Origin of the sequence: Streptacidiphilus cavernicola (assembly GCF_042510955.1) — a bacterium.
Lineage (GTDB): Bacteria > Actinomycetota > Actinomycetes > Streptomycetales > Streptomycetaceae > Streptacidiphilus > Streptacidiphilus cavernicola.
This window is the reverse complement of the sequence record NZ_JBHFAB010000007.1, coordinates 115798-137406: the sequence shown is the minus strand read 5'-3', so window position 1 is coordinate 137406 and position 21609 is coordinate 115798. Positions and strand designations below refer to the sequence as shown.

18 protein-coding genes and 1 riboswitch are annotated in these 21609 nt (G+C 71.2%); of the genes, 5 read left to right on the top strand and 13 right to left on the bottom strand.

Annotated elements, in window-relative coordinates; genetic code table 11:
- Nucleotides 1–141 precede the first annotated feature (141 nt).
- Nucleotides 142–1098, top strand: coding sequence for a tetratricopeptide repeat protein (locus ACEZDE_RS11890; RefSeq protein ID WP_380535695.1), 957 nt, complete (start codon nucleotides 142–144; stop codon nucleotides 1096–1098).
- A gap of 64 nt (nucleotides 1099–1162) precedes the next feature.
- Nucleotides 1163–1795, top strand: coding sequence for a peptide deformylase (gene def, locus ACEZDE_RS11885; protein WP_380535381.1), 633 nt, complete (start codon nucleotides 1163–1165; stop codon nucleotides 1793–1795).
- A 73-nt stretch (nucleotides 1796–1868) separates the two neighbouring features.
- Here def and ACEZDE_RS11880 read toward each other — a convergent pair whose 3' ends face one another.
- From ACEZDE_RS11880 to ACEZDE_RS11870, 3 genes are all read right to left on the bottom strand, one after another.
- The gene (locus ACEZDE_RS11880; RefSeq protein ID WP_380535379.1) at nucleotides 1869–2885 is read right to left on the bottom strand and encodes a ribonucleotide-diphosphate reductase subunit beta; all 1017 of its coding nucleotides are present in this window, start codon (nucleotides 2883–2885) and stop codon (nucleotides 1869–1871) included.
- Nucleotides 2885–5419 carry a ribonucleoside-diphosphate reductase subunit alpha gene (locus ACEZDE_RS11875; RefSeq protein WP_380535377.1) on the bottom strand — a complete coding sequence of 845 codons (2535 nt, stop codon included), beginning with the start codon at nucleotides 5417–5419 and terminating at the stop codon, nucleotides 2885–2887. Before ACEZDE_RS11875 ends, ACEZDE_RS11880 begins: the two co-directional genes overlap by 1 nt.
- Nucleotides 5420–5573: 154 nt before the next feature.
- Nucleotides 5574–5720: riboswitch (cobalamin riboswitch) on the bottom strand.
- Between the two features lie 18 nt (nucleotides 5721–5738).
- Nucleotides 5739–6260: a GNAT family N-acetyltransferase gene (locus ACEZDE_RS11870; protein WP_380535375.1), complete on the bottom strand. Its 522-nt coding sequence runs from the start codon at nucleotides 6258–6260 to the stop codon at nucleotides 5739–5741.
- A 158-nt stretch (nucleotides 6261–6418) separates the two neighbouring features.
- On the opposite strand from ACEZDE_RS11870, the gene ACEZDE_RS11865 reads away from it, so the two are divergent.
- Nucleotides 6419–7321 (top strand): hypothetical protein, encoded by a 903-nt coding sequence (locus ACEZDE_RS11865; protein ID WP_380535373.1) that lies wholly within the window; start codon nucleotides 6419–6421, stop codon nucleotides 7319–7321.
- 50 nt (nucleotides 7322–7371) lie between these two features.
- Here the strand turns inward: ACEZDE_RS11865 and ACEZDE_RS11860 are convergent, their stop codons facing one another.
- The 8 genes from ACEZDE_RS11860 to ACEZDE_RS11825 all read right to left on the bottom strand — a co-directional run bounded on the left by ACEZDE_RS11860 (nucleotide 7372) and on the right by ACEZDE_RS11825 (nucleotide 16202).
- On the bottom strand, nucleotides 7372–8136 hold the full coding sequence (locus ACEZDE_RS11860; protein WP_380535371.1) for a histidine phosphatase family protein: 765 nt from the start codon (nucleotides 8134–8136) through the stop codon (nucleotides 7372–7374).
- 105 nt (nucleotides 8137–8241) lie between these two features.
- Nucleotides 8242–9858: a monocarboxylate uptake permease MctP gene (gene mctP, locus ACEZDE_RS11855; RefSeq protein WP_380535369.1), complete on the bottom strand. Its 1617-nt coding sequence runs from the start codon at nucleotides 9856–9858 to the stop codon at nucleotides 8242–8244.
- On the bottom strand, nucleotides 9855–10142 hold the full coding sequence (locus ACEZDE_RS11850; protein WP_380535367.1) for a DUF3311 domain-containing protein: 288 nt from the start codon (nucleotides 10140–10142) through the stop codon (nucleotides 9855–9857). Before ACEZDE_RS11850 ends, mctP begins: the two co-directional genes overlap by 4 nt.
- Nucleotides 10143–10307: 165 nt before the next feature.
- Complete coding sequence (locus ACEZDE_RS11845) at nucleotides 10308–11069, bottom strand: GntR family transcriptional regulator (protein WP_380535365.1); 762 nt, start codon at nucleotides 11067–11069, stop codon at nucleotides 10308–10310.
- 109 nt (nucleotides 11070–11178) lie between these two features.
- The gene (locus tag ACEZDE_RS11840) at nucleotides 11179–12768 is read right to left on the bottom strand and encodes a glycoside hydrolase family 3 protein (RefSeq protein WP_380535363.1); all 1590 of its coding nucleotides are present in this window, start codon (nucleotides 12766–12768) and stop codon (nucleotides 11179–11181) included.
- A gap of 53 nt (nucleotides 12769–12821) precedes the next feature.
- Nucleotides 12822–13733, bottom strand: a complete 912-nt coding sequence (locus tag ACEZDE_RS11835; RefSeq protein ID WP_380535361.1) for a carbohydrate ABC transporter permease — start codon at nucleotides 13731–13733, stop codon at nucleotides 12822–12824.
- Nucleotides 13733–14614 (bottom strand): carbohydrate ABC transporter permease, encoded by an 882-nt coding sequence (locus ACEZDE_RS11830; protein ID WP_380535359.1) that lies wholly within the window; start codon nucleotides 14612–14614, stop codon nucleotides 13733–13735. Before ACEZDE_RS11830 ends, ACEZDE_RS11835 begins: the two co-directional genes overlap by 1 nt.
- A 256-nt stretch (nucleotides 14615–14870) precedes the next feature.
- On the bottom strand, nucleotides 14871–16202 hold the full coding sequence (locus ACEZDE_RS11825; RefSeq protein WP_380535357.1) for an extracellular solute-binding protein: 1332 nt from the start codon (nucleotides 16200–16202) through the stop codon (nucleotides 14871–14873).
- A gap of 426 nt (nucleotides 16203–16628) precedes the next feature.
- Between ACEZDE_RS11825 and ACEZDE_RS11820 the strand changes: the two genes are divergently transcribed.
- Together ACEZDE_RS11820 and ACEZDE_RS11815 are read left to right on the top strand one after the other, a co-directional pair.
- On the top strand, nucleotides 16629–17912 hold the full coding sequence (locus ACEZDE_RS11820; protein WP_380535355.1) for an extracellular solute-binding protein: 1284 nt from the start codon (nucleotides 16629–16631) through the stop codon (nucleotides 17910–17912).
- 339 nt (nucleotides 17913–18251) lie between these two features.
- Complete coding sequence (locus ACEZDE_RS11815; RefSeq protein ID WP_380535353.1) at nucleotides 18252–19751, top strand: sensor histidine kinase; 1500 nt, start codon at nucleotides 18252–18254, stop codon at nucleotides 19749–19751.
- A gap of 278 nt (nucleotides 19752–20029) precedes the next feature.
- On the opposite strand, the gene ACEZDE_RS11810 is transcribed toward ACEZDE_RS11815, so the two are convergent.
- On the bottom strand, nucleotides 20030–20281 hold the full coding sequence (locus ACEZDE_RS11810; RefSeq protein WP_030257455.1) for a WhiB family transcriptional regulator: 252 nt from the start codon (nucleotides 20279–20281) through the stop codon (nucleotides 20030–20032).
- Nucleotides 20282–20619: 338 nt separating this feature from the next.
- Entirely contained in the window at nucleotides 20620–21567 is a 948-nt protein-coding gene (locus tag ACEZDE_RS11805; protein WP_380535351.1) for a diacylglycerol/lipid kinase family protein, read from the bottom strand.
- Between the last annotated feature and the right edge of the window lie 42 nt (nucleotides 21568–21609).

Here is a 21609-nt window from a genome sequence, read left to right as displayed (position 1 = left end):
TGGCGCGGGGGCAGAGGGCGACGTAGCGTGCATCCGGGGGCGGCAGTACGACGCGCCCTCCGGAGACACAGCACCGAAGACAGAGCACCGAAGGAAGCCAGCCGGGACCGCCGGGTGGAATCGGACGAGTGGCAGGCCGAGGTGAAGATCTTCAATCGGGCACGGCAGCGGCCGTCCGCCAGCTGGCGGCAGACGACCGACCGGGCCTTCACGCTCATCGGGAACGGGCGTTTCGAGGACGCCGGCGCCCTGCTCGTACGTGCCGCCGACCTGGAGCCCTGGCTGTCCGACTCCTGGTTCAACCTGGCCCTGCTGCACAAGTTCCGCCGGGACTGGGAGCAGGCCCGCGCCGCCGGGCTGCGCGCGGTCGCGCTGCTGGACCGCGGCGTCGGCGCCCCCGACTGGTGGAACCTGGGCATCGCGGCGACCGCGCTGCAGGACTGGGCGCTGGCCCGGCGCAGCTGGCAGGCGTACGGGCTGCGGCTGGCGCCCGGCGAGGGCCCGGTCAGCCTGGACTTCGGCACCACCCCGGTCCGGCTGTCGCCGGAGGGCGAGTCGGAGGTGGTCTGGGGCCGCAGGCTGGACCCGGCCCGGGTCGAGGTGCTGTCCATCCCGCTGCCCTCCTCGGGCCGCCGCTGGGGCGAGGTGGTGCTGCACGACGGCTCCCCGCACGGCGAGCGGGTCGCGGACGGGGTGCCGTACCCGGTGTTCGACGAGATCGAGCTGTGGGCGCCGTCGCCGGTGCCGACCTTCGTGGTGCTGCTGCAGGCCGCGACCGAGGCCGACCGGGACGCCCTGGAGCAGCTGGTCTCCGAGGCCGGCTACGCGGCCGAGGACTGGACCTCGTCGGTCCGGCTGCTCTGCCGGGACTGCTCGGAGAGCCGGATGCAGGCCGACGACGGCCACAGCGAGCACCACGACCCGCACGACGACGGGCAGCTGGGCCATCTCAGCCACCGCAGCGCGGGCGCGCTGTGGCTGCCCGAGCGCGAGTGCGGTCTGGCCGCCCCGGCCGACCTGGTGGGCCTGCTGCTGGACCGCTGGGTCGCCGGGAACCGGGCCGGACGGGCCTACCGGGATCTTGAGGAGGTCTGCTGAGGCCCTGCCCGCCCCGTAGTCTTGAGGCTCATCCCCGAACGGACTGAAGGCGAGTGGCAGCGGCATGTCGGAACAGCAGGTCGAGACGGCAGCACCGGAAGAGGCGGAAGAAGAGGCGGCCCCCGGGCGCGTGGTCGGCGAGGCGCCGGACACCTCCAAGGGCGCCTTCCGTCCGATCACCGTCGTCGGCAACCCTGTGCTGCACCACGCGTGCGCGACGGTCACCGCGTTCGACGAGGAGCTGTCGGCCCTGGTCGCCGACATGTTCGTGACCATGTACGCGGCGGACGGGGTGGGCCTGGCCGCCAACCAGGTCGGCGTCGACCGCCGGGTCTTCGTCTACGACTGCCCGGACGACGACGGCGTCCGGCACGTCGGCGTGGTGGTGAACCCGGTGCTGGACGAGCTCGACCCGGCCCAGCGGGTGCTGGACGAGTCGTCCGAGGGCTGCCTCTCCGTCCCCGGCGCGTACGCGGACCTGGCCCGGCCCGACTTCGCCGTGGTCCGCGGCCAGGACCAGCACGGCGCGGAAGTCGTGGTCGAGGGCACCGGCTTCTTCGCCCGCTGCCTCCAGCACGAGACCGACCACCTCAACGGCTCCCTCTACATCGACCGGCTCTCCAAGCGGGACCGCAAGGACGCGCTGCGGCAGATGGCCGAGCTGACCCCGCGGTACGAGACCGTCCCCAACGACTGAGCCCGCGGGCCGTCCCCCCGAGCGCAGGCGGGACGGCCCGGAGGCCGTCCCGCCCTGCAGCTCTGGCCGTCGGCTAGAAGTCGTCGTCGAAGGAGACCGAGCCCTCGACCGCGATCTGGTAGGCGGAGACCCGGCGCTCGAAGAAGTTGGTGAGCTCCTGGACGCCCTGCAGCTCCATGAAGCCGAAGGGGTTCTCCGAGCCGTAGCGGACCGGCAGGCCGAGCCTGGCCAGCCGCTGGTCGGCGACGCACTGCAGGTACTCGCGCATGGAGTCGGTGTTCATCCCCGGCAGCCCCTCGCCGCAGAGGTCGCGGGCGAACTGCAGCTCGGCCTCGACGGCCTGCTCCAGCATCGCGGTGACCTGCGCGCCCAGCTCGTCGTCCCAGAGGTCGGGCTCCTCGGCGCGGACCGTGTCCACCACCTGGAAGGCGAAGTCCATGTGCATGGACTCGTCCCGGAACACCCAGTTGGTGCCGGTGGCCAGGCCGTGCAGCAGGCCGCGGGAGCGGAACCAGTAGACGTAGGCGAAGGCGCCGTAGAAGAACAGCCCCTCGATGCAGGCCGCGAAGCAGATCAGGTTGAGCAGGAAGCGGCGCCGGTCGGCCTTGGTCTGCAGGCTGTCCAGCTTCTCCACCTGGTCCATCCAGCGGAAGCAGAACTGCGCCTTCTCGCGGATCGAGGGGATGTTCTCCACCGCGGCGAAGGCCGCGTTGCGGTCCTCCGGGTCCGGGAGGTAGGTGTCCAGCAGGGTCAGGTAGAACTGGACGTGCACGGCCTCCTCGAACAGCTGGCGGGAGAGGTAGAGCCGGGCCTCCGGCGAGTTGATGTGCTTGTAGAGGGTCAGCACCAGGTTGTTGGAGACGATCGAGTCGCCGGTCGCGAAGAACGCGACCAGGCGGCCCAGCAGGTGCTTCTCGTCGGCGCTGAGCTTGGACAGGTCGGCGACGTCGGAGGCGAGGTCGACCTCCTCCACGGTCCAGGTGTTCTTGATGGCGTTGCGGTAGTGCTCGTAGAAGTCCGGGTAGCGCATCGGACGGAGCGTCAGTTCGAAGCCCGGGTCGAGCAGGTTCTTCTCGGTGGCGGTGGTCATTACTGGCAGGCCTCGCAGGACTCGGGGTTCTCGAGGGAGCAGGCGATCACTGCTTCGTCCTCGATGACGGCGACGGGGACGGCAGGCGCTGCCGCGGCGGCTCGGGCGATCCGGGTGGCCGGGCGGGAGCGCAGGTAGTAGGTGGTCTTCAGGCCGACCTTCCAGGCGTACGCGTACATCGAGCTGAGCTTGCCGATGGTGGGCGAGGCCAGGAACAGGTTCAGCGACTGGCTCTGGTCCAGGTACGGCATCCGGGCCGCGGCCAGGTCGATCAGCGCGCGCTGCGGCAGCTCCCAGGCGGTGCGGTAGAGCGAGGCCAGGTCGGCCGGCAGGCCGGGGATGTCCAGCGCGGAGCCGTTGGAGGCGCGCAGCGACTCGCGGGTCGCCGCGTTCCACAGCCCGCGCGCCTTGAGGTCGGCCACCAGGTACGGGTTGACCTGGAGGAACTCCCCGCTCAGGGTCTCCCGCTTGAAGAGGTTGGAGACCTGCGGCTCGATGCACTCGTAGACGCCGGCGATGGAGGCGATGGTCGCGGTCGGCGCGATGGCCAGCAGCAGCGAGTTGCGCAGGCCGGTGCTCGCGATCCGGGCGCGCAGCGCGTCCCAGCGGTCGGGCCAGGCCGGGGGAAGGAAGGTGTGGTGCGAAGCACCGCGGTCAAGGGCGGTGGCGGGCGACGGGAGGGGAAAGTGGTCCGGGTGCAGTTGGCCGCGGGCGGCGCGGGTCTCGTCGTAGGCGTGGTGCCGGCCCAGCCGCTCGGCCAGGTCGGCGCTGGTCTCGTAGGCGGCCAGCATGATCCGCTCGGCGATCCTGGTGGACAGCGCGCGGGCCTCGGCCGAGTCGAAGTCCAGGCGCAGCTTGAAGAAGACGTCCTGAAGGCCCATCACCCCCAGGCCGACCGGCCGCCAGCGGGCGTTGGACGCACCGGCCTCGGGGGTCGGGTAGAAGTTGATGTCGACCACCCGGTCCAGGAAGGTGACCGCGGTGCGGACGGTGGCGTCCAGGCGCTCCCAGTCCATCTCGCCGTCGGCGCCGAGGTGCGCGCCCAGGTTGACCGAGCCGAGGTTGCAGACCGCGGTCTCGCCGTCGTCGGTGACTTCGAGGATCTCGGTGCAGAGATTGGAGGAGTGGACCGTGCGGCCGGGCAGCGCGGTCTGGTTGGCGGCGCGGTTGGAGGCGTCCTTGAAGGTCATCCAGCCGTTGCCGGTCTGCGCCAGGGTGCGCATCATCCGGGCGTAGAGGGTCCGCGCCGGGAGGGTGCGGACGGCGAGTCCTGCCGCCTCGGCCCTGGCGTACGCGGCGTCGAACTCGGCGCCCCACAGGTCGACCAGCTCGGGCACGTCGCCGGGGGAGAACAGCGACCACTCGGTGTCGGCGTCCACCCGGCGCATGAACTCGTCCGGGACCCAGTGCGCCAGGTTGAGGTTGTGGGTGCGCCGGGCCTCCTCGCCCGTGCTGTCCCGCAGCTCAAGGAACTCCTCGACATCGGCGTGCCAGGTCTCCAGGTAGACGCAGGCCGCGCCCTTGCGCCGGCCGCCCTGGTTCACCGCGGCGACCGAGGCGTCCAGGGTGCGCAGGAACGGCACGATGCCGTTGGACTGGCCGTTGGTGCCGCGGATCAGGCTGCCGCGGGAGCGGATCCGGCTGTAGGAGAGGCCGATCCCGCCCGCGTGCTTGCTCAGCCGGGCGATCTGGGCGTAGCGGGAGTAGATCGAGTCCAGCTCGTCCAGCGGGGAGTCCAGCAGGTAGCAGGAGGACATCTGCGGGTGCCGGGTGCCGGAGTTGAACAGGGTGGGGGAGGACGGCAGGTATTCGAGCCGGCTCATCAGCCGGTACAGCTCGGCCACCTCGGCCACGGACTCCTTGCCGCCCGCCCGTCGCCCGCCGCCACCCTTGTCCGAGTCGCTGCGCTCCACGCCTCCCGCCCGTCGCCCGCCGCCACCCTTGTCCGAGTCGCTGCGCTCCACGCCTCCGACCTGGAGGCCGCAGGCCACCCGGAGCAGGAAGTGCTGCGGGGTCTCCAGCACCTGACGGGTGATCGGGTGCCGCAGCAGGTAGCGGGAGTAGACCGTGCGCAGGCCGAAGTACTCGAACCGGTCGTCGCCGGCCGGGTCGACCACCGCGTCCAGGGCCTCGGCGTGGGCGGCGACGAAGGCGGCGGTGTCGTCGCCGATCAGGCCCTCCCGGTGGCCGACCGCGATCGAGGCGGCGAAGCAGGTGGCGCCCTGGCCGGAGGCCTCCTCGCGGATCTCCTCGGCCAGCAGCCGGGCGGCGAGCCGCGAGTACTGCGGGTCCTCGGCGATCAGCGCGGCGGAGGCCTCGATCGCCAGGCCGCGCAGCTCGCTGTAGTCGGCGACCGCGCTGCGCCCGCGCAGGGCGGCGGCGGCGACCCGGCCCGCGTCGATGTGCACCAGGTCGGCGGAGCGCTCGGTGAGGGTGCGCAGCAGGGCGGTGCCGGGGGCGTCCTGGACGTCCGGGCCGGGGCCGTCGCCCTGGTGCGGGACTGTCGTCGCTGCTGCGGTCTCGGTGATCGTCACTTGCGCTCCTCGTTGGCGGCCGGTCGGCGGCGGACCGTCGGCGGGAGGCGTGAGGGAGCGTCACCGGGCGCGCGGAGGCAGCCAGGAACGCGTCCCCGGCCCACCCGCGAGGCCCGGACGTGCGTCGCCCCGGGGGGTGCCGGGACGAGCTGTCGGCAGGTACTCGGACTCGCGGCAGGCCAGGGCGCGAGGGCGCAGGGCACAGCCGCTCACCGCTGCGGGGCAGTCCCGGAATCGCACCGGGTTCCCCTGCGGGACAGCGAGTATGAGCATACATGTAGGGGTGCTTCCAGAAAGCACCCCTACATGTAGTGTCGCGTCACTCCGCTTGTTCGGCGGGGCGGGGCGTGAGCTCGACCGCGTAGGTGAGCAGCGGGATGTCCGGCATCGGCGACCAGTCCCGCTCCGGGGTCCGGACGAAGCCGAGCCGCTCGTAGATGCGGTAGGCGTACACCATGGACGGCTGAGTGGACATCACCACCCGGCGCAGCCCCAGCTCCCCGGCCCGGTCCAGGCAGGCCCGCACCAGCGCCTCGCCGACGCCCCGGCCGCGGGCCGCGGGCGACACCGCGAGCATCCGGAACTCGCCCTCGTCGCCCCGGGCCAGGTCCGCGTACGGCGAGCCGGGCGGGGCGAAGGTCACCGAGCCGAGCAGGGCGCCGTCGGCGGGGTCCACGGCCACCAGCAGCTCGGCCCGGTCGGCGCGGTCGCGGGCGTCGCGCAGCCGCGGTTCGTAGCTGCCTCCGCGGGAGGTGTGGCCGTCGGCGATGAAGGACTCGGCGGTGAGGTGGCCTGCGGCGTCGAGCTCGGAGTCGAGAGCGGGGCGGATGAGGATGTCCATGGGGAGAGTCTGCCGGACCGCCCGGGTCACTCCGGCAGCGGCTCCGGAAGGCGAGGTTTCTGGCGGTATGTCAGATTTGGAGGTGTGTCCGCGGTGGGATCCGGCTCTCCGCGCGTGAGCGGGAGCGAGGGCGGCACCGGATGCGTCGGGCGACGGGGATGCGACGGGGAATCGGACTCGGCCTGGCGGGACTGGCCCTCACCCCGGCAGCCCTGCTCGCCGCCCCAGCACAGGCGGCTGCGCCGCGGGCCCCGGACCCGGGGTCGATCGCGGCCCCGGTGCCTGCGGCCCCGACAACGGCGGCCCCGGTGACTGAGGCCCCGGCGATCGCGGCCCTGACCGCGGCAGCTCCGGCGACTGCGGCCCTGGCGACTGCGGCCCCGGTGACGGCGGCCCCGGTGGCGGCTCTCGCGGGCCCGGCTCCGGCCCCGAGCGCTGTGGTGTGCGGGCGGGATGTGGCGGGGATCGGGCGGCCGCCGTTGGGGTTGGGGTTCTCCGGGCTGCGGGCGTCGTACGACCTGGGCGGTGACTGGTCCGGCTTCACGCTGCGGGCTGGGAACGCCACCCCGGCCGCCTGCCCCGGGGTGCTCCCGGTGGTGGTGTTCGGCGCGCAGGGCACCGCGCTGCGCACCGGCGACCTCCAGGTGCAGTGGCGGGACGGCGGCGGCGCCTGGCAGCGCACCGCGCTGGTCGCCGAGGACGGCCTGCTGGTGGGACTGGTCGGCCCGGCCCGGGGGCTGACCCTGCCGTCCGGGAGCACCCGGCTGCTCCCGATGCGGATGCGCTTCGCGGGCGGCGCGCCCACCGGCCAGTGGGTGACCATGGCGATCGGCTACGAGCCGGTGGCGCTGGACGGGCAGACCGTCCCGCTGCCGGTGGGCGTGTCGGACCCGCACCTGTTCCGGGTGGTGCCGAGGCCGTCCGCGGACGCGCAGTTGGCGCGGACCGGCGGCTCGCCCGCCACCGCGGCGGCCGCGGCCGGGTCCGCGGCGCTGCTCGGCGGCGGAGCGGGCCTGCTGCTGCTGGCCCGGCTGACCCGCCGCCGGTCCGCGCGCCGCTGATCCGCCCCGACTCGCCGCTGATCCGACCGCCGGTCGGGCCGCTGCCCCGGCTACTGGTCCAGCGGGACCGGGGCGTTGTAGCAGTCCAGCGCCAGCCGTCCGGACGGGGTCCGGGACCAGCGGGTGATCGAGGCGTTGCCGACCGTGCCCGCCCGGTCCACCGCCAGGATCGCCGCCTCGTCCAGGTCGTCCAGGATGTGGCGGAGCATCAGCACCACGGCGTCGTGGGCGACCAGCAGCACCCGGCGCGACGCCTCGGTCTCGTAGAGGTCCCGGAGCAGGCTGCGCAGCCGCAGCGCCACGTCCGCGAGCGACTCGCCGCCGGGGGGCCGCCAGCGCAGTTCGCCGAGCAGTCGGCGGCGGGCCGCCTCGGCCGGGTGGTGCAGCTCGATCGCGGCCTTGGTGACCATCTCCAGGACGCCCAGCTCGCGGTCCCGCAGCCGCTCGTCGGTGCGGACCTCGGGCAGCGGCAGCCCGGCCCGGTCGATCTCGGCGACCACCAGCTCGGCGGTCTCCTGGGCGCGCAGGTACGGGGACACCCACAGGCTCTGCGGCAGCGGCCCCTCGGTGCGGGCGGCGAGCCGGCGGCCCAGCGCGGCGGCCTGGGCCCGGCCCAGCGCGGTCAGCGTCAGGTCGGCGTCCCGGCAGGTGATGCCGGTGGTCAGCGCGCCGGCCGCCTCGGCGGCGGCGAAGGCCGCGTTGGCGGTGCTCTGGCCGTGCCGGGTGACGGTCAGCGAGAGCGGGCGCGGTGGCACGGGCGGTGCGGACGGAGCGGGCGCGGACTGGCTGCGGCGGTGATGGTCGGTGAGCTCCACGGGTACCCCCTGCGGGTCGTCCGGCCCGGCGCGGGTCGCAGACCGGGCCGCCGCGTCCCAGTGTGCGGGAGCGGCGGCCCGGCAGGGGGGCGCAAAGGGGGTGCGTCAGGGAGCGAGGGGTGCGCCGGACGGAGTGAGCGCAGGCTGGGGTGCTGCGTCGGTGAGGTAGTCCGCCGGGGCGGTCTCGTCCGGTGCGTCCGGGCTCTTGACGGCCCGGAGGACCAGCGTGAGCACCACGGCGACCGCGAGGTTGAGTACGAAGGCGGTGACCCCGATGTAGCCGATCTGGCCGATCCCGGGGATGGCCGCCGCGCTGCCGCCGAAGTGCGAGCCCGGCTTGCCGGGGGCGGCGATGCCGTACGCCTCGTAGGTGCCGTAGGCCATCCCCGCGGCCCAGCCGGCCAGCAGCGCCCAGCGGTGCAGCCAGCGGGTGAACAGCCCGCCGACGACGGCCGGGAAGGTCTGCAGGATCCAGATGCCGCCCAGCAGTTGCAGGTTGATCGAGAACTGCTTGTCGATGCCCAGCACGAAGCCGAGCGCGCCCAGCTTCACCACCAGTGACACGATCTTGGCGACCTTGGTCTCCTGGGCCGGGGTCGCCGACGGCTTGAAGAACTCCCGGTAGATGTTCCGGGTGAACAGGTTCGCCGCGGCGATGGACATGATCGCGGCCGGGACCAGCGCGCCGATCCCGATCGCGGCGAAGGCCACCCCGGCGAACCAGGACGGGAACATCTGCTGGAACAGCTGGGGGACCGCCAGTTGGGCATTGTAGCCCTTGACGCCCTTGCCGACGCCCGCCGACAGCGCCATGAAGCCCAGCAGCGACAGCAGCCCGAGCATCAGCGAGTAGGCCGGCATGATCGCCAGGTTCCGCCGGACCGTGTTGCGGTCCTTGGCCGCGAGCACGCCGGTGGCCGAGTGCGGGTACATGAACAGCGCCATCGCCGAGCCCAGCGCCAGCGTCGCGTACGACCACTGCGCCTTGGGGCCGACCAGCAGCGAGCCGCGCGGCTTCCCGGTGGCCGGGCTGGTCTGCGCCAGCGAGGCGGCGGCGTCGTGGAAGATGTGGCTGTAGCCGCCGAGCCGGATCGGGATGTAGATCACCGCCACGATCACCACGATGTAGACCAGGGTGTCCTTGACGAAGGCGATCAGCGCGGGCGCGCGCAGCCCGGACGAGTAGGTGTACGCGGCCAGCACCGCGAAGGCGATCAGCAGCGGCAGGTCCTTGGCCCAGCCGCTGGAGCCGCCCACCCCCATGGTGTCCAGGACGGCCTGGATGCCGACCAGTTGCAGCGCGATGTAGGGCATGGTGGCCAGGATGCCGGTCAGCGCCACGGCCAGGGCCAGGTAGCGGGAGCCGTAGCGGCCCCGGGCGAAGTCGGCCAGGGTGACGTAGCCCTTGCTGCGGGCCACCGACCAGAGCCGGGGCAGGAACAGGAACACCAGCGGCCAGGCCACGATGGTGTAGGGCACGGCGTAGAAGCCGGCCGCGCCGACGCCGTAGATCAGGGCCGGGACGGCGATGAAGGTGTACGCGGTGTACAGGTCGCCGCCGAGCAGGAACCAGCTGACCACGGTGCCGAAGCCGCGTCCGCCGAGCCCCCACTCGTCCAGGTGCAGGGCGTTCTCGGCGCGGCGCCAGCGGGCGGCGAAGAAGCCGACCCCGGTGACGGCGACGAAGAACAGCAGGAAGACGGTGAAGCTGACGGCGTTCACTCCGGGCCACCCCCCTCGGCGGCGGCGCGGACGGCGGCACGGGCCGTCTCCTCGCGGCGGAACAGCAGGTAGGCGGCGCCGGTGAAGACGGCAGAGAGCACCACCCAGGCGAGCTGGTACCAGTAGAAGAAGGGCACGCCGATGAAGGCGGGGTCGAGCCTGGAGTAGGAGCCGACCCAGAGCAGGGCGACGAACGGCGCCGCGAGCAGGACCGCGCAGGCGATCCGGGTGGGGGTGACCAGGGGTGGGCGTGCGGGCGTGGAGGGCGGTGCGGTTTCGGCCATGGAAGCGGCTCCGTGGGGCTGGCGGGCAGCGGACCCCTGGAATCTAAGCCGTTGTCCGGCTCACGTCACGCCTGGATACAGGAATCGTCCGGAACTTCGGCGGGTCCTGAAAACGCAGGTGCCCCGGTCGCGACGCGCGACCGGGGCACCCGAAATGACGAACGATCAGTCCGGACGGCGCAGTCGCGCGGTGAACTTGTACCGGTCGCCGCGGTAGACCGAGCGGACCCACTCGACCGGCTCCCCGGCCGCGTCGAAGGAGTGCCGGGAGAGCAGCAGCATCGGCAGCCCGACGTCGGTGCCCAGCTGGCCCGCCTCCAGCGGGGTGGCCAGCGAGGTCTCGATGGTCTCCTCGGCCTCGGCCACGTGCACCCCGTACACCTCGCTCAGGGCGGAGTAGAGCGAGTTGTACTTCACCAGGTTGCGGCGCAGCGCCGGGAAGCGCTTGGCCGAGAGGTGGGCCGCCTCGATGGCCATCGGGTCGCCGTTGGCCAGCCGCAGCCGCTCCACCCGGAGCACCCGGCCGCCGGGGCGGATGTCCAGCAGCGCGGCGAGCCGGTCGTCGGCGGTGATGTAGCCGACCTCCAGCAGCCGGGAGGTGGGCTCCAGCCCCTGCGCCCTCATGTCCTCGGTGTAGGAGGTCAGTTGCAGCGCCTGGGACACCTTGGGCTTGGCGACGAAGGTGCCCTTGCCCTGGATGCGTTCGAGCCGGCCCTCGACCACCAGCTCCTGCAGGGCCTGACGGACCGTGGTCCGGGAGGTCTCGAACTCCAGCGCGAGGGTGCGCTCCGGCGGGACCGGGGTCCCGGGTGCCTGGGTCTGCGTGATCTGGAGCAGGTGCCGCTTCAGTCGGTAGTACTTGGGGACGCGTGCGGTGACGGTACCCTCCCCGGCCGGTTCCACGTCGGGACCCCCTTCACTCGTCATCGCCGTTCCCACTCCCTGCTCCTCGGCTTCCGCCGCTCGCTCGTCACTCCTGCGGCACTCTAGACCGGCGGGTCTCATGGTGACACGCCGGACGATCGCAGACCCGCCGTCAGGCCACCCTGACCGCACCCGAACCCGCGTCCGACGTGGCCCCGGCCAGCACCTCGGCCGCGGCGACCGCGCACACCCTGGCTCCGCCGTAGGTGGACAGCACGGTGACGCCGAGTCCGGCGAAGGTGGCCTCCAGGCCGTAGTCGGTGCCGATCTCCACCACCACCGCGTCCGGGCGGGCCGCGGCCAGCTCCAGCGCGGCGCGCTTCATCCAGGGGTAGCGGTGCAGGTCGCGGACCACGATCACCAGCGGTCTGCCGACCGCCGCGCCGAGCAGCGGGGCGGTGTCCACCGAGCCGTCCACGTCGTCCACCGCGGTGCTGAGCAGCCCGGCGCTCTGCAGGGTGGTGGCCGGGGCGCCGACCCGGGTCAGCGTGGTGCCCGGGATCAGCTCGGCGAGCGGTCCTGACAGGCCCCACGGGGTGTCGTCGCCGACCGCGAAGTTGGCGGCCGGGGAGAACTCGACCACGTGCGGGACGCCCTTCATCCGGTGCAGCTCGCCGTGGATCCGCAGCGCGCGGCGGGCGGCGGTGAGGCCGATGCCGGGCTCCACGGTGGCCGCGGCCAGCGCGCGCACCTCGGCCGACCAGCGGGCCACCGCGCGGTTGCGCTCGGCGGCCTCGTGCAGCCGCTCCTCGGCGATCCGGCCCTCGCGGACCGCCCAGAGCAGGGCGTCGCGCAGGTAGAGGAAGGTGGCTTCGTCCTGCAGCCCGCCGCCGACGCAGATGGTGTCGGCGCCGCCGGCGATGGCCTTGACGGTGCCCTCGGCGATGCCGTGGGTGCCGGAGATGGCGCCCATCTCGATGCCGTCGGTGACGATCAGGCCGTCGTAGCCGAGGTCCTTGCGGAGCAGGTCGGTCAGGATCGCCCGGGACATGGTGGCGGGCAGGTCGGTGTCGTACGCGGGGAACAGGATGTGCGCCGTCATGATCGACTTGGCGCCCGCGGCGACCGCGGCCCGGAACGGGGCCAGGTGCGCGCCGAACAGGTCCAGCGGCATGTCGATCCTGGGCAGCCCGAGGTGGGTGTCCGCGGCGGTGTCGCCGTGCCCGGGGAAGTGCTTGGCGCAGGCGGCGACCCCGGCCGACTGCAGCCCGCGGACGTACGCCGCGGTGTGCCGGGCCGCCAGCTCGCCGTCGCCGCCGAACGAGCGGACCCCGATGACCGGGTTGTCCGGGTTGGAGTTGACGTCGGCGTCCGGCGCGTAGTTCAGGTTGATCCCGGCCGCGGCCAGGTCGATGCCGATGGCGCGGGCGACGCTCTCGGTGAGCGCGGTGTCGTCCACCGCGCCCAGCGCGAGGTTGCCGGGGTAGGACGAGCCGGTCATCACCTCCAGCCGGGTGACGTCGCCGCCCTCCTCGTCGGTGGCGATCAGCAGGTCCGGGTTGAGCGCGTACATCTCCGAGGTGAGCGCGGCGACCTGGTCGCGGCCGGCGATGTTGCGCCCGTAGAGGGCGACGCCGCCGAGTTCGCCCGACTCCAGTCTCCGCCGCACCCACTCCGGGGCGGTCAGGCCGGTGAAGCCCGGCTGGAGCACCGCTCCGGCGTCTGCGAGGAGTTGGACGGTGTCCTGGCCGGGATTCGTCATGGTTCCTTCCTAGCGTGTGTCAGGTGCGTACAAGGGGTGGGACTGACGGCGGTTCAGCCCTTGACCGCACCGGCGGTCAGACCGGAGGCCACGCGCTTCTGGAAGATGACGAAGAGGATGATCACCGGCAGCGAGACCAGCAGCGCGCCGGCCATCTGCGAGCCGTAGTCCGCGCCGTGCGTCGGCGAGGCCGAGTACGAGGTCAGCCACACCATCGAGGTCTGCTTGTTGTTGCTGGACAGCAGGGTGTTGGCGATCACGAACTCGTTCCAGGCCTGGATCCAGCAGTAGACGCCGGTGGTGATCAGGCCGGGCACGGTCAGCGGCAGCACCACCCGGAAGAAGGCGCCCCAGCGGGTGCAGCCGTCCACCATGGCGGCCTCGTCCAGCTCCATCGGGATGTTGACGATGAAGGAGCGCAGGGTCCACACCACGTAGGGGATGGTGAACACCAGGTAGGCGATGATCACGCCGAACAGCTGGTCGTAGAGCCCGATGTTCTTCAGCACCAGGAACATCGGGATGACCAGCGCCAGCAGCGGCACCATCTGCACGACCAGCATGGAGACGATGAAGAAGTTGCGGCCGCGGAAGCGGAACCGGGCCACGCCGATGGCCGCGAGGAAGCCGACGATCAGGCCGCAGACCACCGCGCCCAGCGTGATGATCGCGGTGTTCCCCAGGTCGGGGATGAAGTTGGGGTCGTGGAAGACCACGCTGTAGCTGGAGAAGTCGAAGTGCGAGGGCCAGAAGGTCGGGTTCTGGGTGAGCAGGTCCTTGCCGGACTTGACCGTGGTCAGCAGCATCCAGTAGATCGGGAAGCCCATCACCACGGCGAAGGCCAGCGCGATGGTGTTCCAGACGCCGGTGGCCCAGCGCTTCTGGTGCGGGGCGCGCTCGGACCCGCGGGACTTCTTGACCTTGGGCAGCGCCGCCGCCGGGGCCTTGGGGGTGTCGATGGCCATCAGTCCTGCTCTCCGATCTTGACGACCTGGCGGATGTAGAAGACCAGCACCGCAAGCATCAGCAGGATCATCGCGATGGAGACCACCGCGCTGTTGCTGTAGTGCGAGGAGCCGAGGCCCTGGGCGTACAGGTAGACGCCGATGGTCTGGTAGCCGGGCTCGGGGGCGTTCTGCCGCAGCGCCCAGATCTGACCGAAGACCTGGAAGTCCCAGATGAAGCTGAGCGAGGTGGCCAGGATCAGGAACGGGCGGATCACCGGGATCACCACGTGCCGGAAGCTCTGCCAGGCGGTGGCGCCGTCCAGGGTGGCGGCCTCGACCAGCTCCTTGGGCACCTGGGTCATCGCCGCGTTGAAGCCGATCACCAGGAACGGCATCGCGCCCCAGACGATCGCGGCGGCGACCACCACGTACAGGCCCTGGGTGGGGTTCTCGAACCAGTCGTGGTTGATCATCCCCTTGCCGCCGAGGCGGTAGCAGATGTAGTCGACCACGCCGCCGACGTTGGCGAACAGCCAGCGGAAGACCGTGCCGGTGACGATCGCGGGGATGGCCCAGACGAACATCAGCACGGTGATGACGGTGACCTTGACCCAGCCGGAGACCCGGTTCAGCAGCACCGCCATGGCCAGGCCCAGCACGATCGAGATCACCACGACCTCGACGGTCAGGAAGACGCTGCGCTCGACCACCTGCCAGAACACCTGGGAGGAGAAGACCTTGGTGAATCCGTCGAAGCCGATGTACTGGTCGAGGGCCGGGTTGAAGAGGTGGAGGTAGTCGTTGACGTTCTGGAACGCCAGCAGGACCAGCTTCACCAAGGGGTAGCCGAGCACCCCCACCATCACCACGGCCGCGGGGAGTATCAGCGTGTACGGCATGGTTCTGCCGGAGATGCTGAGGCCGCGGCGCGTCGGCTTCGGGGAATTCCCCTGCCGACCCGCACGTGCCTTCGGGCGGTCGGATTCGATCACACTCATCAGGGTCCTTCCCCGGAGCCTGCGGAACTTTTCAAGCAGGATGCACACATGGGACGGGCAGCCGGTAGACGCTCCCACCGGCTGCCCCAGAGATGCGCTCAGTGGCCGGGGCCCGGTCCCGCTGTCACCAGCGGGCCGGACCCTCGATCAGGTGGCGTCAGTTGGCGGAGTTGAGGTCCGTGGTGATGATCTTCTCGGCGTCGCCGAGGGCCTTCGCCGGGTCCTCCTTGCCGGTGGCGATGGCGCTGAAGGCGTTCTGCAGCGCGGTCTCGTCCGAGGTCTGGCTCCAGTACGGGGAGTTCGGGATGAACCAGGTCTTGCCGACCGCGGCGTCACCGGCGGCCTTGTTGCCCGGGGAGGCCGCCTCGAAGGCCGGCACCAGGGTCTTGTTGTTCGGGATGGCGAACTTCGCCAGCGCGGTCTGCTGCGCGGTGTCGGTGAAGATGCGCAGGAACTCCGCGCCCAGGCCCGGGTTGGCGGCGTGGGCCGGGACGGCCAGGTCGGAGCCGCCGAGGAAGGCGGGGGTCGGCTGGCCGGCCGTGGTGCCGGGGACGGCGATGCTGGCCAGGTCGTTCGCCAGCGCCGGGTTGCCGCCGCTGCCGGGGGTGGAGGAGACGACCGAGCCCTGCTCCCACGCGTTGCCGATGATGGCGGCGATGTTGCCCTTGGCCATCAGCGCGTCTTGGTTGGACTCGTTGACGGTCTGGCCACCCACCGAGAAGTTCTTCTGCAGGGTGTTCCAGGTGTTGATGCCCTGGATGAAGGCCGGGTCGGTCAGCGTGCCGGTGTAGGTCTTGCCGTCGCTCTTGGCGATGACGCCCTGGGTGCCGAAGCTGCCGGCGCCGAAGGAGACGGCGGTGTACCAGTTCATGCCCGGGAGGTACAGCGCGGAGAAGTTCGGGACGTTCTTGTTGGCGTCCTTGACCTTCTGCAGGTCCGCGGTCAGCTCGTCCAGGGTGGTCGGCGGGGTGGTGACACCGGCCTTGGCGAACAGGTCCTTGCGGTAGATCAGGACGCGGGCGCCGGCGTAGTACGGGATCGCGAAGGTCTTCTTGCCGTCCGGGCTCTGGCCCGACGCGGCGAGCGAGTCGAGCCAGGTCGACGAGTTGTCGAACTTGCTCTTGACGCTGGTCAGGTCGACGAAGGCGTTGGCGGCGATGTACTTGGCGGTCTGGGTGTTGCCCAGCTCCAGGCCGTCCGGGGCGTTGCCGGAGAGCAGCGCGGTGTCCAGCTTGGTGCTGTAGTTGGTCCAGGTCTGCCACTGGATGTTCACCTTGGCGCCGGTCTCGGCGGTGAACTCCTTCTTGGCGGCGTCGACGACGGCCGGCCAGCCCTGCTGAGCATCCTGCATCAGCCAGATGTTGACGGTCTTGCCCTTGCCGTCGGTGCTGAGGGCACTCTGCGGCGTGGAACTGGTGCTGGAAGAGGAGCAGGCGGCAGCGGTGAGCACGGTGGCGAGCGCCGCGGCGGCTGCGATCTTGCGCTTCAAAACATCCTCCTGGGGATGAGCGAAAGTAGGGCACCGGTTTTGTCTCGGAGGAGTTCCAGAGCGTGACCGTGCCTGAAGGGGGTGCTCAACGAGGGTCTTGCAGTACCTGATTGGTGTAGACCAGTGAACGGAGATTGGCATGGACCAATGTGGAGCGTCAAGGGGTCTCGGCGCACTGTGCCAAGCCGTTATCAACGCTTGACAAGCGAAGACCCCGCGGATGCGCGCCGGGGGCAGGACTGGACCAGCAAGGAGCCACCAACCCTACGAAAGCGGGTATTTGGTGCATAGTTCCGACGAGGTGTCGGTCCGGTAACACCTTGCCGCCGCGGGCTTGCGTTTCTTGACTGCCCTCGCGGGGGAGGGCGAGACTCCGGCCAATTGGTCTAGGCCAAAAAGGTCCGGGGGGCGTCCGAGGAGGATGGCGTGAACAACAGACGAAAAGCGATCACTGCGTTGGCGACGACGGTGCTGCTGGTGGGCACCGCGTCCTGCAGCTCGGGGGGAGGCGGTGCGTCGAGCCGGCCGACCTCGTACGACGGGAAGACGCTCACCGTCTGGCTGATGGCGGGGGACGACCCCGCCGGCTGGGTGCAGACGGTGACGCAGCAGTTCGAGACCGCCTTCCCGGGCGCCAAGGTGGTGGTCCAGCCGCAGCAGTGGGCCGGCATCCAGCAGAAGCTGACCTCGGCGCTGGCCGGGCTCACCCCGCCGGACGTGGTGGAGATCGGCAACACCCAGACCTCCTACTACGCCTCCACCGGCGGTCTGCTCGACCTGGACCCGTACCTCAAGGACCTGGGCGGCACCGACTGGACCCCGTCCATGGCCAAGTCCGGGATCGTGGCCAGCAAGCACCTGGCCGCGCCGTGGTTCGCCGGCAACCGGGTGGTGATGTACAACAAGAAGCTCTGGGCCGCCGCCAAGCTGCAGCCGCCGCAGACCATGGCGGAGTTCGAGACCGACCTGGCCAAGCTCCAGCAGACCCCCGGCGTGGACTCCGCGCTCTACCTCCCCGGGCAGAACTGGTACGCCTTCGACGGCTTCCTCCAGGACGCCGGCGCGGACATCCTCACCCTGAAGGCCGGCAAGTGGGTGGGCGACCTGAACAGCCCCGCCGCGCTGCAGGCGGCGAACCTGTTCAAGACGCTGCAGGCGTTCGGCAAGGCCCCCAAGGACCGGGACGAGCAGCACCCGGTGCAGGCCACGGTGTTCGCCAAGGGCAATGTCGCCTCGATGATCGCCATGGGCTACGAGGAGGCCGGGGTGATCGCGGCCAACAAGAAGATGGCCGGGAACATCGGCTACTTCCCGATCCCGGGCGCCACCGCGGCCAAGCCGGCCAAGACCTTCCTCGGCGGCTCGGACCTCGCCGTCGCGGAGACCTCGCAGCAGCGGACCATGGCGCTGGGCTTCCTCAAGATCGCCCTGAGCGACGCGAACGAGCGGGCCTACGTGAAGCTCAACGGCTTCCTGCCGAACAAGGCCAGCCTCTACTCCGCGCTGGACGGCAACGCCTACGCGGCGGCGGCGCAGAAGGCGCTGCCGAACGCCGGGTTCACCCCGTTGGTCAAGGCCTGGGGGAATGTGGAGGTCGCACCCAACCCGATCTCCACGCTGTTCCTGACCCCGATCCTGCAGGGCCACGACCCGGTCGCGGCGGCCGACACGGCCGACGCCAAGCTGACCGCCCGGATCGAACTGGGCTGACCGTCTAGAACCGGGCCGACCGCCGGCCGGGAGTGAGCGCGGAAAGCACAACGGGCCGTGGCGCCGGGACAGGACCCTCAACCTGTCCGGCACCGCGGCCCGAGGCATTGCCGGCGGCTGCGGTCCTGTCGCGGCGGGTGTGCGGGCCCGCGGGGCGGAGGACGGTCAGACCGGCTTCTTCAAGCGGGGAGGGCCCGGTGCGCGGTCAGGGCAGATAGCGCGGTGGGTCCTTCCCTTGGTGCTGCCCTCATTGTGGACTAGACCAATTGCAGTTGTCCAGACCAATGCCGAATCTCGTCGAAACCGCCAGGTCAGCACCGCACCGGCTACGCTCGGCAGATGCCTTCCCTGAACGATCTGGTGCGCCACCACACCAACCTGGACAGCGCCGACGTGGAGTGGATCCACCTGCTGGTGTCCGAGTGGCAGCTGCTCTCCGACCTCTCCTTCGCCGACCTGGTGCTCTGGGTGCCCACCAGGGACGGCAGCCGCTACGTCTCGCTGGCGCAGATGCGTCCCAACACCGGGCCCACCTCCTACCAGGACGACATGGTTGGCCACTTGGTCCCGCGCGGACGCCGGCCGATGCTGGACGTGGCGCTGGACGAGGGCCGGATCGTCCGCGAGGGCGACCCGGAGTGGCGCGAGGACGTCCCGGTGCGGGTGGAGTCGATCCCGGTCCGGCGGGAGGGGCGGGTACTCGGGGTGATCGCCCGCAACACCAACCTGCTGACCGTGCGCACCCCCAGCCGGCTCGAACTGACCTATCTGCAGAGCGCCTCCGACCTGGCCCAGATGATCGCCGCGGGCACCTTCCCGTTCCCCGGCGAGCAGGTCGACATGGACGCCTCGCCGCGGGCCGGCGACGGCCTGATCCGGCTGGACGCCGAGGGCCTGGTCACCTACGCCAGCCCCAACGCGCTCTCCGCCTACCACCGGCTCGGCCTGGCCACCGACATGGTCGGGCTGCACCTCGGCCGGACCACCGCGGAGCTGGCGCCGCCGACCCGGGGCCCGGTGGACGAGGCGCTGGCCAAGCTCGCCAGCGGCTGGGCGCCGCGGCAGACCGAGGTGGAGACGGTCGAGGGGGTGGTCCAGCTGCGGGCCATCCCGCTGAAGCCCAAGGGAGAGCTGATCGGCTCACTGGTGCTGCTCCGCGACGTCACCGAACTGCGGCGGCGCGAACGGGAGCTGATGACCAAGGACGCGACCATCCGGGAGATCCACCACCGGGTGAAGAACAACCTGCAGACCGTCGCCGCGCTGCTGCGGCTGCAGTCCCGGCGACTGGACAACGAGGCCGCCCGCGGCGCGCTGGACGAGGCGGTCCGCCGGGTCGGCTCGATCGCCATCGTGCACGAGACGCTGTCCCAGAACCTGGACGAGCACGTCGCCTTCGACGAGATCGCGGACCGGGTGCTGGCCATGGTGATGGAGCTGTCCCAGGACGGCCGGGTGACCGCGCGGCGCAGCGGCAGCTTCGGCATCCTGTCCGCGGACGTGGCCACGCCGCTGGCGATGGTGCTCACCGAGATCCTGCAGAACGCGCTGGAGCACGCGTACGGGCCGAAGGCGGGCGGGGCGGTCACGGTGCGGGCGGTGCGGGGGCGGATGCCGGCCGCGGGCGGCGCGCGCGGCGGTGAGCAGCTGCTGATCACGGTGACCGACGACGGGGTCGGGCTGCCGGAGGGCTTCGACCCGCAGAAGTCGGGGAACCTGGGGCTGCAGATCGTCAGGACCCTGGTGGTGGGGGAGCTGGGCGGGACGTTCGACATGGTCCCGGCGGACCCCGCGGGGACCAGGGTGGTGCTGGAGATCCCGGTGGAGCACAGCCGCTGACGCCGGGTCAGACGCGGGAACGAAGCGAGGCCCTGTCGGCCGGGGGGGAGGGTCGACAGGGCCTCTCAAACCTGCTCCGGCCGTCGGGGGGAGTCGGCCGGAGCAGGGGTTCTGGGTGCGGGCTGTGCCGCGTGCATCGCACGGGCGGCTGCCCTCGGCTCCGACGGTATCAAACTGTCGGGCCGACGAGCGCCGCGAGTGGTGTGCGTTGCCTCGGAAGCGTCTCCACGGAGGCGCTTGATCAAGGGTTGATCAGAGGTGGTGCGAGGTAAGGCTGTTCAGGCGGTGCGCGCACGGTTGCGGGCGGCGCGGCGCTTCATCGCACGACGCTCGTCCTCGCTCATTCCGCCCCAGACGCCGGCGTCCTGGCCGGTCTCAAGGGCCCACTGCAGGCAGCTTTCCATGACCGGGCAGCGACGGCAGACGGCCTTCGCTTCCTCGATCTGCAGCAGGGCGGGCCCCGTGTTGCCGATGGGGAAGAACAGCTCGGGGTCTTCTTCCCGGCAGACAGCGCGGTGGCGCCAGTCCATGATGATCCAACTCCTCCAGCCGAACGGGATGGTCCCGACGGCTCATCGGTGGCTTGTGAATGTGAACGCTTTCACGAACCCTGCGGCAGGCACGGATCGACGGGTGGGTCGACGACGTGCGGGTGCCTGCGACGTTGCAGTTGATTCGGGCGACTCAGGCGGGTCTCCGGTAACGGTCCGTCCCGATCGCCAAGTAAAGGTTCGCAAACCTCGACTCCGGATACAACCCCCTTCGAGTAGGAATTTTTGAATCGTCGGTGTCGGCTAGGTCACACCCTGTACTTCTATGGAGTGAAGGGGTTCGAACGTTCGAGAAGAAGGAGTTGGGACCCCTCTGATCACACAATCACACGCAGTGCGCGACGTACGCCTGAGAAGCTGACTTCGTTCCGCTCTCCAAGGTGGTCTCCGTCGACCTGAAATGGCAGGGTTTCCTGCGAATGCAAGGTGAATTCCGCCAGATCGTGGTAAGCGACCACGTGTTTGCCCCTCGGGCCGACCGCCGAGGCGTCCAGGAGCTGCGGAATCGTCCGGAGGATGCCGGCCGCGGTCATCCGGGTGAGTCCGAAGAGGTCCAGATCGGTGTCGAACCCCGCTCCGGGCGAGGCGTAGACCGGGCGGGTGCCCAGGAAGGTCCACGGCGAGGTGTTGGCGACTATCGACAGGACCAGCCCGTCGACCGGCTCGACGCCGGGAATGCGGAGAGTGATCGGCCCGGTCCTGCGGTGCCGGCGCTCGCCGAAGAAGTGGCGTACCGCCTGGTCGACGTAGAGCGTGTGGGTGGAGCGCCGTCCGCTGCGGCGGGACTGCTCCACCCGGCCGACCACGCCGGCGTCGAAGCCGAAGCCGGCGGTGAAGGTGAACCAGCGCTCCGGCAGGCCCTCGGTGGCGGCCCGGCCGAGGCCGATGGTCCGCTCGCTGCCCGCCGCCAGCGCGTCCAGCAGTGCGCCGGTCGCCTCCACCGGGTCGTTGGGGAGGCCGAGCGCGCGGGCGAAGACATTGGTGCTGCCGCCGGGGACGACCGCCAATCGCGGCAGGTGTTCGGAGGGTCCCTCGGTGAGCAGTCCGTTGACGACCTCGTTGACCGTCCCGTCGCCGCCGAGCGCGACCACCAGGTCGACGGTGCCGGACGCCGCGGCGTCCCGGGCCAGATCGCGGGCGTGGCCCCGGTACCCGGTCGCCGCGACCTCCAGTTTCAGGTCGCTGGCCAGCGCGTGCGCGAGGACGTCCTTGGTCCGGCTGCTGGTGGTGGTCGCCTTCGGATTGACGACCAGGAGCGCGCGCATACCGTCAGCTTACCTACCGGCAGGTATCGGACCGGGGTGGGG